General features: G+C 32.7%; 16 protein-coding genes. 3 read left to right on the top strand and 13 right to left on the bottom strand.

All coding sequences use genetic code 11. The features are described from left to right. Positions 1-370: 370 nt before the first annotated feature. The 4 genes from KA894_RS09765 to KA894_RS09750 form a co-directional block, all read right to left on the bottom strand. Positions 371-1846, bottom strand: a complete 1476-nt coding sequence (locus KA894_RS09765; protein ID WP_115342331.1) for a M17 family metallopeptidase — start codon at positions 1844-1846, stop codon at positions 371-373. Positions 1847-2133: 287 nt separating this feature from the next. Next, positions 2134-3342 (bottom strand): NAD(P)/FAD-dependent oxidoreductase, encoded by a 1209-nt coding sequence (locus KA894_RS09760; protein ID WP_096810526.1) that lies wholly within the window; start codon positions 3340-3342, stop codon positions 2134-2136. 238 nt (positions 3343-3580) lie between these two features. Next, positions 3581-3940, bottom strand: a complete 360-nt coding sequence (locus KA894_RS09755) for a HesB/IscA family protein (RefSeq protein WP_103372648.1) — start codon at positions 3938-3940, stop codon at positions 3581-3583. 13 nt (positions 3941-3953) lie between these two features. After that, a complete protein-coding gene (locus KA894_RS09750; protein ID WP_096810528.1) occupies positions 3954-4190 on the bottom strand; it encodes a YuzB family protein in 237 nt (78 codons plus the stop codon). Positions 4191-4755: 565 nt separating this feature from the next. On the opposite strand from KA894_RS09750, the gene KA894_RS09745 reads away from it, so the two are divergent. Continuing rightward, complete coding sequence (locus KA894_RS09745; RefSeq protein ID WP_096810529.1) at positions 4756-5820, top strand: NAD(P)/FAD-dependent oxidoreductase; 1065 nt, start codon at positions 4756-4758, stop codon at positions 5818-5820. Positions 5821-5908: 88 nt separating this feature from the next. Here KA894_RS09745 and KA894_RS09740 read toward each other — a convergent pair whose 3' ends face one another. Then, complete coding sequence (locus tag KA894_RS09740) at positions 5909-6220, bottom strand: YuzD family protein (RefSeq protein ID WP_096810530.1); 312 nt, start codon at positions 6218-6220, stop codon at positions 5909-5911. A 107-nt stretch (positions 6221-6327) separates the two neighbouring features. Between KA894_RS09740 and KA894_RS09735 the strand changes: the two genes are divergently transcribed. After that, positions 6328-6570, top strand: a complete 243-nt coding sequence (locus KA894_RS09735) for a NifU family protein (RefSeq protein WP_019469675.1) — start codon at positions 6328-6330, stop codon at positions 6568-6570. Between the two features lie 237 nt (positions 6571-6807). Here the strand turns inward: KA894_RS09735 and dltD are convergent, their stop codons facing one another. The 8 genes from dltD to KA894_RS09695 all read right to left on the bottom strand — a co-directional run bounded on the left by dltD (position 6808) and on the right by KA894_RS09695 (position 13552). Then, positions 6808-7953 carry a D-alanyl-lipoteichoic acid biosynthesis protein DltD gene (gene dltD / locus KA894_RS09730; RefSeq protein ID WP_210133921.1) on the bottom strand — a complete coding sequence of 382 codons (1146 nt, stop codon included), beginning with the start codon at positions 7951-7953 and terminating at the stop codon, positions 6808-6810. Then, positions 7950-8186: a D-alanine--poly(phosphoribitol) ligase subunit 2 gene (gene dltC / locus KA894_RS09725; protein WP_096810532.1), complete on the bottom strand. Its 237-nt coding sequence runs from the start codon at positions 8184-8186 to the stop codon at positions 7950-7952. Before dltC ends, dltD begins: the two co-directional genes overlap by 4 nt. A 17-nt stretch (positions 8187-8203) precedes the next feature. After that, positions 8204-9418, bottom strand: a complete 1215-nt coding sequence (dltB, locus tag KA894_RS09720) for a D-alanyl-lipoteichoic acid biosynthesis protein DltB (RefSeq protein WP_119487990.1) — start codon at positions 9416-9418, stop codon at positions 8204-8206. Then, complete coding sequence (dltA, locus tag KA894_RS09715) at positions 9415-10878, bottom strand: D-alanine--poly(phosphoribitol) ligase subunit DltA (protein WP_107644523.1); 1464 nt, start codon at positions 10876-10878, stop codon at positions 9415-9417. The genes dltB and dltA overlap by 4 nt, the downstream gene beginning before the upstream one ends. Positions 10879-10892: 14 nt before the next feature. Continuing rightward, entirely contained in the window at positions 10893-11039 is a 147-nt protein-coding gene (locus KA894_RS09710; RefSeq protein ID WP_096810535.1) for a teichoic acid D-Ala incorporation-associated protein DltX, read from the bottom strand. A 316-nt stretch (positions 11040-11355) separates the two neighbouring features. After that, entirely contained in the window at positions 11356-12321 is a 966-nt protein-coding gene (locus KA894_RS09705; RefSeq protein WP_115342333.1) for a 2-hydroxyacid dehydrogenase, read from the bottom strand. A 10-nt stretch (positions 12322-12331) separates the two neighbouring features. Beyond that, a complete protein-coding gene (locus KA894_RS09700) occupies positions 12332-13111 on the bottom strand; it encodes a TIGR01457 family HAD-type hydrolase (RefSeq protein ID WP_096811230.1) in 780 nt (259 codons plus the stop codon). A gap of 6 nt (positions 13112-13117) precedes the next feature. Then, the gene (locus KA894_RS09695; RefSeq protein ID WP_096810537.1) at positions 13118-13552 is read right to left on the bottom strand and encodes a DUF86 domain-containing protein; all 435 of its coding nucleotides are present in this window, start codon (positions 13550-13552) and stop codon (positions 13118-13120) included. A gap of 143 nt (positions 13553-13695) precedes the next feature. Here KA894_RS09695 and KA894_RS09690 point away from each other — a divergent pair, with 143 nt between their 5' ends. Beyond that, the gene (locus KA894_RS09690) at positions 13696-13962 is read left to right on the top strand and encodes a DUF3055 domain-containing protein (protein WP_096810538.1); all 267 of its coding nucleotides are present in this window, start codon (positions 13696-13698) and stop codon (positions 13960-13962) included. Positions 13963-14055: the final 93 nt, after the last annotated feature.

The raw sequence follows: 14055 nt of genomic DNA, 5'->3' as shown, positions 1-14055 counted from the left end.
CTCCTTTATTACGTTATCGAACTAAAGTATCACGAGATTTATATTAACAATTAGTACCTGAATTGTCAATCATATTTTTCTCATATTTAACCAAACAATATATCATTCGTATGGTTGCGTTTCATTACAACAATATAAACAAAGAGGTTGAAACATAATAAATAATGTTTCAACCTCGAATACCCTTTAAAACGTTTTGGCTCATATTACGCTTTATGAAAATGCATAGTACTTACACAAGTCTCTAGATTTTGTACACTTTTGTCTAAACATGCTTGCTAAAGCGGAGCCACGAAATTCAATTTAGACCATATGATTCCTATCTCGCGACTATTAATTCATGTTCCTATTTTTAATACGTTTTTTTATCTCATAATGTCCTCAACCATTGAACGATAGATAATATCAAGTAACCTGTTGGGCCTGCTGGACCTTTATATGATGGCTGATTCGTTGTAGCCGGGCCTGCAATATCAAAATGTAAATGCGGGGTGTCACCAGCGAAATGATTTATAAATGTTGCGGCAAATAAAGCTTTACCTTGCCCATTTGTATGATTAACTAAATCAGCAACAGCACTCTTTCTAATCAATGCTTGTTCTGTTGCAGTCATAGGGAGTTCAAATACCATTTCATCCATTGTCTTAGCTTGCTCCAGAATAGCATTTAATGACGTTGTCGCATTTTTATTAAACACTGCGGCTTTATCTTCGCCTAGCGCTGCAACTGCTGCCCCAGTCAATGTCGCAAAATCTAAAATAACTTGCGGTTCAAATTGATTTGCATAAAAAACAGCATCGCCTAAGACTAAACGTCCTTCAGCATCTGTATTTAATACTTCTACAGATTCTCCGCTTAAAGCTGTATAAACATCATCCGGTTTCATAGCTTCCTCATTTATCATATTTTCTGCAGCTGCAATCACACCAACAATGTTTATTGGCAATGCCAATTGACGAGCCGCTTCAATCATTCCTATTACATTAGATGAACCACACATATCAAATTTCATTGTTTGCATGCCTGTTTTTGATTTAATAGAATAACCACCTGAATCATAGGTAATACCTTTTCCTACAAGCGCAATTGGATTGTCACCTGGACGCCCCCCGTTATAAGTAAGTGTGATAATACGTGGTCCTTGTTTAGAAGCTTTTCCGACTGCATGAACCAGTCCAAACCCTTCACTTTGTAATGTCACACTGTCTTTAACATCTACAATAACTTCAGTTTCGCTAAAATGCTGTTGTATCAAATCTGCATAATATGCAGGCGTTAAAATATTAGGAGGTATATTACTATAATCACGCGCTAAGTTAATTGCAGTTGCGATTGCATGCCCTTGTTCAACTGATTCGCTTATGCTTTGATCTTTTGTATGTATAGCTAATTTAAGTTGATAAGGTGCTGATTTATTTGTTTTATAACCGTCAAATGTGTAGATAGATTGTTCACTTTGTTGACCTAGAATTTCAGCAATGGTCTGATTTGTATGTTGATGAGATTTAAATGAATCAAATACTAATGTAGCCTGATCAACCCGGCTTTGTTTTAAAGCTTGAAATACATTCCCAAATATTTTCAAATAATCACTATACTCGAGCGTTTTGACATTTCCTAATCCAACTGAGATAAGTTTATGTGTTTTCTCGCCTATTTTAAAAAATGTACTAGAAATCTTTCCTATATTCGTACTTAAAATATGATGTTGTTTTAGTGGTGATAATAAATCACTTAATTCATCATCTCCAACTTTAATTGACTCTAATTGATTCAAATGTTCAGGCACGCCAACAATAAGCGTATCATTCTCAAAATTTGTAGTTGTATTAATTACTGCATCCATTCATAATCCTCCATTTCCATTCATTCATAGCATCTCACAATTTTACGCTTTAATCTACAAATTAAGTAGAACAAAGACACGGACGAGGTGCAATAAAATTCTGATTTTCGGCCCAGAAATTATCACTTGGTGTGAACCAGATGGTTGAATCGAACAACAAATGTAAAGCTACTGTCGAAACAACGTTTCGCCGCCAATATTATATTTAAGGCTGAGACATTTATTTATGCCCCAGCCTTATCATGTATATCATCATAAATGTATAGCTAACACTTATGATTTAATTATTAAAATTTACCTTTTTTAAATGCTAAGCCAATGCCACCAAGTTTGAATACTGCACGAGTATCAATGACTTTTTTCATAAATGCAGCTTTTTTACCTTGGATGTCTTTGCCATAAACGACACCAACACCATCATTAGCACCTAGAGAACATACTGTACCACGGTCAACGTATTCAAATTCTTGTGTTGGTTGACCTTCTAAAATATTTTTAATGTTTTTAGCAGTATGTTCGCCTTCTTGCATTGCAATTTGTGCAGTTGTTGGTAATGGACGCTCTTCTCCAGAAGGAATAAATGCTGAACAGTCACCAATTACAAAAATATCATTGTAACCTTCGATAGTTAAATCTTGGTTAGTAACAATACGGCCACGTTTAACACCTTCAAATGATTCTTCCATTAATTTACTACCACGAACACCAGCAGCCCATACAACTGTATTCGCTTCTAATTGTTGTTCTTCGTCATTAACTTTTACTACAAAACCTTTTTTATTAGCAGCAACGATTGGCGTTGCAATTTTGAATTCAACACCTTTGCTTTCTAAATAACTTACAGCATGGTTTACTAATTCGTCAGAGAATTGTGGTAACATTTTTGGCGCTGCTTCTACACAAGTAATTTTAACTTTTGTTTGGTCAACACCATATTTATTACATAGTTCAGGGATACGATCAGTCAATTCACCTAAGAATTCAACACCTGTAAATCCTGCGCCACCAACGATAATAGCTAAATCTTTGTCATCTTTTTCTTTCGAAGCCGCATAGTTAGCAAATTTATCTTCGATGTGACGTGCTAATTTACGAGCAGTTAATACATTTTCAATTTGGAAAGCATAGTCTTTCATGCCTTTAATACCAAATGTTTCGCTTTCGAAACCTAAAGCAACAACTAGGATATCAAAATCAAAGATACCTGCATCAGTTTCTACTTTCTTAGCATTACGGTCGATTTTTGTAACTTCTGCTTTAACAAAGTTTACTTTGTTTTTATTAATTACACTTTCAACTGGATATAATGCATCTTCATAACTAAGTGTTCCTGCTGAAGCTTCATGTAACCAAGTAGCTTCATAGTGATAATCATTTTTATTAATTAATGTAATCTCAGCTTCATCAGCTGAAAGTTGCTTCTGTAATTTTGTAATAGTTTGTAAACCAGCGTAACCAGCGCCTAAAACTAATACTTTTTTACGATCTTGAGCCATTTCATTCACCTAAACTTTCATCATTTTTTTGTTGCGACAGTCTTTTTTTATACGTTAAACAATTTTTAGAATTTCACAAAAAAGACATTTTTCATCCAACACTAATTTTATAGTTTTTACAGTTTATTTTCAAGCCGTAATACCCATATTGTTTATTATTTCACATAAACATATAAAAGGCTATAGTTCTCTCTATATTTGGTCGAACTATAGCCTTTGAATGCTTGGTTTTATATTATTAACAATCTTCTGGCGCTCCGGCAACTTTAGCAGTTCTAAATGAGCTACCACAACCACAAGATGCAATAGCATTTGGATTATCAATTTGGAAGCCACCGCCCATAAGCGATTGTTTAAAATCAACTTTGGTACCTTCTAATACAGGTTTATCATATTTATCAATCAGTACTTTTAAACCATGAAATTCAAATACTTCGTCATTTTCACTTGGTTCAGCTTCTGCTGACATACCGTATGTTAATCCTGTGCAGCCACCACCGTTTACTTTAAGCTTTAAATATCCATCTGGCATATCATTTTGTTGCATCATATCTTTAACTTCATATGCTGCAGCTTCTGTTAATTCAATTACTGCCATTTAAATTACCTCCTTAGAAAATCCATGTTTCTTCTATATGTGCATAAATGTTTTGTAATAAGTCGTCTGGTGATTCTCCTTCAACGATATCACCGTTTACTAATGCATACAAGCCACTTGAGCAAATACCACAGTTTTGTAAACAACCATATTCTAAAACATCAACTCCTGGATCATTTTCAAGTTGATTATATACATAATCTCCGCCTTTCGCTAAATTCGAAATGCAGAACTCAACTATTGGATTCATATTACACCCTCTCATTAATTGTCAGTTTAATAATTATAACAAAAACAATCCCTAACTGACTACATACTAGCTTATATAATTCAATTTTTTAAAATCGTATTTTTTTAAATTACGTTGCTTATTTTATCATTGCATTGATGTTAACTTTTCCACACTAAACCGCATTTACTAACACGTAAAATTTTAAATTTATGATTGTATTTTTTATGTGCTTAAAATTTTTTTGTCAAAATTAAATTAAAGCGATATATATTTTCGTATAAAACGCCATTCACAGCATTTATATATATTGTTATCATCGTTTTGTATTCAAAATTATTATATTTTACAAATTATGACGCATCGTCTTTATTTGTAGAAGTATACAAAAAAGCATATAATAATTTTAAGTAAGCTTATTTTAAAATTTAGTGTTTCGTTCAATGAAAAAACGAATATGATTTAACCACATTATATTTATTAACTTACATTGACAAAATAAGATAATAACATTGATGGTTCATTACGAAACCATCATGCTATTATTAAATTGATCAATACTATTTTTACTAGAGGGGTATCATAAATGAAAAACTTAGTACTATTAGGTGGCGGATATGGTAATATGCGTATTATGTCTCATATTTTACCATCTGCACTTCCTGAAAATTATTCTATTACATTGATTGATCGTATGCCTTATCATGGTCTGAAACCAGAATTCTATGAATTAGCTGCTGGCACAAAATCAGACAAAGATATTCGTATGAATTTCCCAGATTCAGAGCGTATTAACACCGTATATGGAGAAATTAATGATATTAATTTAGAGGACCAAATAGTTTCTGTTGGAAATACGAAAGTGGATTATGATGAATTAGTTATAGGACTAGGATGTGAGGACAAATATCACAACGTTCCAGGCGCTTCGGAATATACACATAGTATTCAAACATTATCTAGTTCACGCGAAACATTTCACCATATTAGCGAATTACCTAACGGGGCTAAGGTAGGCATTGTAGGCGCTGGTTTAAGCGGCATTGAACTAGCAAGTGAATTACGCGAAAGTCGTGAAGACTTACAAATCTTCCTATATGATCGTGGAGAGCGTATCTTACGTCGTTTCCCTGAAAAGTTAAGTCGTTATATAGAAAATTGGTTTAAAAAAAATGACGTAACTGTAGTACCAAATTCTGATATTAATCGTGTAGAACCTGGTAAGATTTTTAATAATGATGTGCCAGAAGAATTAGATTTAATTGTATGGACAGCAGGTATCCAACCCGTTGAAATTGTTAGAAATCTACCAATCGATATTAGTAAAGATGGGCGCGTTATATTAAATCAATATCACCAAGTGCCTACTTATAAAAACGTATATGTTGTTGGTGACTGTGCAGATTTACCTCATGCACCTAGTGCACAACTTGCAGAAGTTCAAGGTGATCAAATTGCTGATGTGATGAAGTTACAATGGCAAGGTAAACCACTTCCCGAAAAAATGCCTGAACTTAAAGTTCAAGGGTTCTTAGGTTCTTTAGGCGACAAAAAAGGATTTGCATATATTATGGACCGAACTGTTACTGGTCGGTTAGCCTCAATCTTAAAATCAGGCGTATTATGGTTATATAAATACCATAATGGCTAAACTTGTATAATATTAAAATAAAGACACGACCTGACTTTTCTTTAATACATTAACTCGAAAAGTACACGGCCGTGTCTTTATTAAATAATTAATGACGCTCCATAAATTGAGTGATATCTCTTAGTTGAACATATCCATCTGAAACATACTCATCATTCATAGTGACAAGCGGATAGAATAATTCATCTTCTTGAATACGTTCAATATATTGCTGATCATGGTCAGTTAAATTTTCTGTATCTTTTTCAATATCAATATACGTAAATTCAAATTGTGTATCTGGATATTTTCTTTTTAATAACGGTTGCAACCAATCATACGTATTTCGAGCTGTCGGTGCATTGACACAACTCGCACACACAATATCTGCGCCATAAACGACTACACTTACTTTATTCATATTAACTTATCCCCTTTTGTCTTGATTGATAGATTTTTTCTTATATATCTATTATAATAAAAAGATAGATAGAAAATGAAATAATATACTTGAAAGGAGGCATTTCCATGCCAACTGAAAACGTAACAATGTTTGATCAAGTAGCAGAAGTTATTGAAAAATTACGTCCCTTCTTACTACGTGATGGTGGCGACTGTTCACTTGTAGATGTAGAAGACGGAATCGTTAAACTTCAATTACACGGTGCATGCGGTACATGCCCAAGTTCAACAATCACATTAAAAGCAGGCATCGAGCGTGCTTTGCATGAAGAAGTACCTGGAGTAGTCGAAGTAGAACAAGTATTCTAGTTTATTAACTCATTTATAAATAAAAACAACACAAGATTTAAATGCTTTAGAATCCTTCACTTAGAGAGACAACAAGCCCATTTTCTAAAAACATCATAATCCTACTTAGGCATTGGCGAATTGGACCCGAAAATAAGCTTATAGCAAGCATTTTCGGGTCCGATTCATGTTACATTTATATCATGATTTTTAAAATATGTTTCAAATTATAAATAAAGGTATACTATTACCTGTTAGTCAGCGATGCATATGTTGCGCAATATGCTCACTAATATAAGCCCAACCCTTCCATCCTATATGTACCGCATCACTAATCACGTACGGTTCATAATCTTTATCTGTCATATCATAAATTCGCCCACCACGACTAATAACAGTGTGATTAATTTTATCATACACTTTTTGACGTTTTTCTTTATGAACGCCAATATGATCATACCATTTGCCATTTGAAGGGATACTAATATATTCAACATCAGCGCCAGCTTCACGCATTGTGTCTACTAGTAACTCTAAATCTTTGAATTCTGGCGAATGCGCATTAAATTCGTAATCTCTATTAATTTTGCGTTTATGCGCTTTTATTAAGTCCCAATACTCATCTCTAATCTTAAATGCATTTGATTGTGAGTGTTTTGCACCATGAATTTCAGCTTGCTTACGAATAGCTTGCCAGGATGCCTCTTGAGCTGTAATAGGCTCGGTATCTGTTAATTCTGTTTTTGAAAGTGGCACGCGTGATTTGATCGCTTCAATTTTGTCGAATTGAGTGGTATTAAATGATGATAAATAGTGGTCTGTCTCACTTACATTGTCTTTAGACATTTTTTCTAAATAATTTCTATTATATACATTTTTAAAACTCAATAATCTCTTCGCGTAACGTTGTTTAAGTTCCGGGCTTAAATTTTTTTGGTTAAATAAATGATTTAATTGCGTTTTTGAAATGCGCGCATCAAAATTCTTATTCGTCAACCCGTGATTCGTAAACCATTGGGGCGAAATAATAAAAGCCATTTTCTTTCCTTTTAAATTGTCATACTGTGCTGCTAATTCTATTGCATTAATCAAGTCAGTAGATCCGCCCGTTCCAATTAAAAATGGTTGTTGTGAATATACCGTTTGATCACGTAATAAGATGGCTGGGTTAAATGGATCATCTTTTTCTAGTTCGCTCGATCCATATATAGGATAAAATGCATTTGAACGAAACATTTTGTCTTGGATTAAAGTACCTTTTAATACTTGGTCAGATAATGCAATGCGTTGTTTTTCCAATGTTTTTGTAGTAATTAATCCGCTAAACCAACTTGATGGTAATATTAAGAAAATTCCAAATAAACAAAGGCTAATAATAATTGGGGTAAAAGGTTTTATTTTCATCGTAATTCTTCTAGTACCGCTACTATCTTATTAGGCGTTGCCCATTCGTCCCTATCAAAGTCCATGATAGAAACTTCAATCTCTAATTGGTTTTGAATTTCTAATAAAAGCCCAACTGTTTGAAATGAATCAATAATGCCTTCTTCAAATAATGCGATATCTGGATTTTCTTTCACGATGTTATTTTCAGTTACTTCAGCTAATAACGCTAATACTTGTTCTCTAAATTCCATTATAATTCCTCCTAATTTTAAAACAGTTTCCCAGAAAAGATAAGAAAACCAAATGTTATAAAATGAAATGTCACAATAATACTTAAAGCAGTGGTATATTTATTTTGCCAACGTGGCGGGTGTTTTTTTCGCCACTTTTCGTAATAACCATAACCTATAAATAGTGCCGCATGATATAAACCATATAATATATAATATATTTCAATACCATGCCAAATACCCATAATTAAAAAGTTTAAGAAAAAAGCAACATTCGACATTGCAAATTGATTTTTTAATAACTTTTTCTTTGACATAAAAAATAGTGAACGCATGTAAATACAATCTCTAAACCAAAAAGACAATGACATGTGCCATCTGTTCCAGAAGTCTTTAATATTTTTAGCTTTAAATGGTTGTTTGAAGTTTGGTGGTGTTTGAATGCCATATATGTAACTAAATGCGATAGCAAATAATGAATAACCAGCAAAATCAAAGAATAAATATAAACTATAAGCATACATGTACAACCACTTTGTTATCATACCTGTAAAATCTAGCATCATTGGATTAATAGCAAATGTTTGTATTAAATATGCAATAATATATTTATATAAAAAACCTAACATGATGAAATGGATTGCTTTAGCAAATAAACTACTATAGTCATTGCCATTTAAAACTTTATTTTCATCTTTAACAAATCGCTTGTAACGATCAATCGGCCCTGAAGAAATCGTTGGAAAGAAAGATATAAATTGTATGACTTTCCAAAAACGTACTTCTTTGATTGAACCATCTCTAATTTCCATTAATAACTGAACACTTTTAAACGTCACATATGAAATTCCTAAAAACCCTATAAACTCAACTACTTTGTTTTCATGAAGTTTTAATTGTACTGCTCCAAACCATGAACTCTGCATGACTTTCACTATTACAAGGGGCAAGATAGAAAGCGTAATGACTGTAATAAATATTGTTATTTTATTGTTTTTGGCGCGAGCGTACCAATAATACATAATAATGACTACTTGCCATATAATATAAAGTAAAAAATTGATTAGTTGCACGCTTAAATACGTTTGTCCAAAAAGATTATGTTTATCAGAAGAGAATATTAACATAATCATGATGGCTGTACTTAAACCATTATAAATTCTGCTACGTTTCCCCAAAAACCCTAATATGATAACTGGTATTAATAATAAAAATGCTATAAAAAAGAATGTAAAGTCACCGTATGGAATCATTTCAATAAATCCTCAGCAATCTTCTTACGATCTAACTTTCCGTTCATTGTAAGTGGTAATTTATCTGTATAAGTTATCTTTTTAGGAATCATGTACTCAGGAATTAAACGTTTTAATTCCTTTTTTATTTGGTGCGTTATAGTTTGGTTATCCATATGGTCTTCAACATGATTAAGAACAACTACAGCATTTAAATTGATCACTTTCCCGTCTCGGTACATTGGCACAACAATGGCTTCTCTAACATAATCTACTTCACGTAACTGACACTCTATTTCTTCAAGTTCCATTCGATAACCATTTAATTTAATTTGATAATCGATCCGACCATTTATAAACCATTGGTTGTCTTTTAATTGTGCTTTATCGCCTGTATAGTAAGCTTTCTGTCCATCTTGCATTTTAAACACTTTCTCTGAACGCGTCTTATCTTTAACATACCCTTCACTCACACATTTTCCTAAAATTACAAGTTCGCCCTCCTCCGTTAAAGTTAAACTTGTTCCTGATTGTGGTATGCCTACTGGTAAAGGGTTATATTTTTTAATAATGTCTTCAGTAATCAAAACACTTGTTACTGCTACAGTAGCTTCTGTCGGTCCGTAAGTGTTATAAATAAACGCAGAAGGAAAACGTTGTTGTAATAATTGAGCAGTTCTATGAGCGAGCATCTCACCACAAAAGAAAAACTCTTTCAAACTACTATAATGCGCTTCTGTTAAATGGGGTAACATCAAACACATTTCCATAAAAGAAGGAGTGGATACCCATACATTGATCTGCGTTTCTTCTAACATTTGATTTAATAACTTAGGTTTATTGATCATTGTTTTATCTACTAAGTTCAACGTCCCTGCTGTTGCTAAACAAGGATAAATAGACATAACAGATAGATCAAATGAAAATGGCGCTTGGTTTAACCACTGTTGGTTTAATCCTAATTGATTTAGTTGTATCATCCAATTTGTAAAGAGGTTCAAACTTTCATAACTAATTTGTACGCCTTTAGGTTCACCAGTAGAACCTGATGTAAAAATAGTATAGGCTATAGCTGAATCATTTATACTATTTTCTATGGGACTATCTCCATCTACGTTTAATAATGCTGTTGTTGTAATAATAGATGGTCCCTCTATGTGTAACTGCGCATCAGTCGTATTTAATAAATATTGGGGCGCTATTTTATTTATGATAGATACAACGCGCTCTTGAGGAATAGAGGTATCAATCGGTACATAACCACAACCTGCCTTAATACTTCCTATCATTCCTACTATCATATACGGGGACATGTGCCCATATAAAATCAATGGGCTTTTAGTATCTTTTAATATAACAGCAAGGTGGTCCGCATACTGGTTTAATGCTTCATATGTCAAACTTTCATCGTTGTGCTTAACTGCAACTTGGTCTGGAAAATTTTTTCCATTCTCTATAATTGTCTGAATGATGTCTTTCATGCTAATCTCCTTCATTAAAATTCATTATATATAAAGTTATTATGTGTATCGCCAGTACCATAAATTAAGTATAAGGCTATTAAAATAACCAAGTACATGATAGTTAATAACCATGGTTTGAATGTTTGAAAAGAAGGTTGTTTATTGATTTCCTTTTGCATATTTCACCTCTTATTTTTATCCATTTATAGTTAAATATGTTTATTAAATCAACTTTTAAATTTTGTACGTTAAACTTTATAAAAATATTCAACTTTTTCATCAATTAATTATACAATTTTTTCTACGTTAATACAATTAAATATTTATGCATCTATATAACAAAATTGTTAGATGTCCTATAAATAAAAGAGTCATAATTATTATTTTCCAAAATACTTTGCACTTTAATTTATATTACAAATATATTATGTTTTAAGTCGTGTAAAGAAAATATAAAAAAGCAGTTATCGAATAATTCGATAACTGCTTTTTTAATTAATTTATGGTTACTGGTGTTTTAGGCTGTTTCTCATTTAATACTAACTGAATATTATCTACACAAAGTTGTACCATACGATCTCTTGTAATCACTGATGCACTCCCTATATGAGGGAGTATAGTTGCATTTTTCATTGATAATAAGGGATGCGTCGTATCAATAGGTTCTTCTCTCAAAACATCTAAACCACATGCTTTTATTTCTTCATTTTGTAATGCTGATACTAACGCTTCTTCATCAACTATTGCACCTCTACCAATATTAATAAAAACGGCGTCATTTTTCATCATTTTAAATGCTTTTTCATCAAATTTGTCTCGTGTTTCTGCTGTAAGCGGCGCGGTACAAACGATAAAGTCACTCTCTTTTAATAAGGTTTCAAATGGAACGTATAAGGCACCAAGTGCTTCTTCATCATCTGGGCGTCTTGTTCTATTATGATACATAATATTAGTGTTAAAACCTTTTAATCGTCTCGCAAATGCTTTACCAATATCCCCCATACCATAAATACCGACGTTCGCATGGAATAAATCCTTGCCCGCAAATAAATACGGACCCCAACTTTGCCATTCACCATTTTGAACGTACGATTCCGCTTCAACTACACGTCTTGCTACTGCAAGCATTAAAGTGAATCCTAATTCTGCTGTTGTTTCTGTCAAAACGCCTGGTGTATTAGTAACCACAATATCTTTGCTTTGCATTAGTTGCACATCAATATTGTCATAGCCAACTGCCATATTTGCTATGACTTTAAGATTAGGTGCAGCTTCAATAACTTCTTCATCCATTTTTTCACTCAATGTGACAAAGCATGCTGTTGCATCTTTTAAAGCAGTTAAAAATTTATCCCGCGGCATAGGCTTATATGATGCATCCCACACTTCTACTTCACCTATAGTTTCTAATTGCTTAATGAATTTTTCTGGAATCTTTCTACTCACTACAATTTTTTGCATTCAATCACTCCTATATTTCGAGTTCTTTGATTACCTCATTTAAATCTTTAAAACTGTATGTCGGTGGAACGTCTTTAAGTTTTACTTCATCTAACGAAGAAACGCCAGTTTGGACATGAATTGTATCCATATTAACGTTGATGCCAGAAAGTATATCAGTATCATATAAATCGCCCACCATTGCCACTTCAGAACAATCTAAACCTAAAATCTCCATCGCCTTATTCATAATAATAGGTTCTGGTTTACCAATAAATGTAGGTTGAACGCCTGTCGATGTGGATACAACGCTTGTAATAGCGCCATTTCCCGGTAAAAATCCACGTTCTTTCGGTATAGAAACATCTTTATTAGTTGATATAAATGTCGCCCCATTACGCACGCCTAATGTAGCAGTTGCCAATTTCTCATAAGTTACAGCTTCGTCTAAGCCAATAACTACGTAATCTACGAACTCATCATTTTTAATGACTAAACCATGATTCGTTAACGCTTGTTCTAAACCAGAGCCACCCAACATATAAATTGAAGCTCCTGGGTGTGCTTCAGCAATATATTCTGCGGTAGCTATCGCTGAAGTTACTACTTCATCTGGCTTAGCTGTCACGCCCATTGCTTTTAATTTTTCTACTACTTCGGCAGGTTCTTTTGTTGAATTATTCGTTACAAATAAATGTGGAATCTCATGTTTATTTAAATACTCAATAAACTGTGTTGCACCATCAATTTGTTCGTTACCTTTGTACATCGTACCATCTAAATCGATAAGGTACGCTTTATAATGTTTCATCAAAGCTTATTTCTCTCCTTTTTGGCCAAATGCTGTAATCGGGACATTTTCATTTTTTAAAAACTGGATAACTTCATCAATAAATTGTTGATAATAATCAAGCGTTCTATCAAAAAGTGGTACTAACTGTGTCGTTTCAAGTTCATCATAATAATGTACGAATTGTTTTCTTTCATCAACGGTTTGATTGATATTACTTTGTGTATCTTTAGAAATAACATTTTCTAATTCTAAAATATCTATAACATCTTTGTAATTTCCTGGATCTCTTAAAATAAAACCATCTATAATCATATTACCAATATCTACAGATGATTCTATCAACATTTGTGAAATTCTTTCGAATGCGTAATGGTTATCTTTATGGTTAGGATAATCATTAACTAATTCTTGTAAGTAATTTAACTTTTTATCTAACTTATCTTTATTAACAAAATACATCTACGTCACTCCTATCATTCTCATCATACCATACCTTTGCAGTCAAATTCATTTATGGTTATACTGTAAATCAAGACTTTTTGATATAGAATTGTCCTTAATAATTAAATAATCTCATAGCTCAATTGTGAAAGGATGTTTATATGATAGATATGTATCTTTATGATGATAATGAATCATCACAGGTGCAATTTGTAGGATTTGTTGGAGAATTTAGCCGTTATGATTTAATGCTTGTACAAACCGATCGCCATTTTGGTAAAACAATCGTTTTAAATATGCAGACAAATAAATTCGGCATTATTGGTACAGATGATTTAGAAGAGGAAGGTTATATTGCACATATCTTAGGGGTGACAGAAGATGAAGGCAATGAAATCACAGAATATCTTAACCAAGTTATACAATAATTAAAATAAAAATTAAACGCGTTATATGTTAAATACCAAATAAACCAAAACTATCAGATTAAAAACACAAAAAGACTACAACCCAATAAAAAT

Origin of the sequence: Staphylococcus sp. GDY8P131P (assembly GCF_017891975.1) — a bacterium.
In the GTDB taxonomy this organism is placed as follows: Bacteria; Bacillota; Bacilli; order Staphylococcales; family Staphylococcaceae; genus Staphylococcus; species Staphylococcus nepalensis.
The sequence above is the reverse complement of the archived record's forward strand: the minus strand, read 5'-3'. Positions and strand labels throughout refer to the sequence as shown.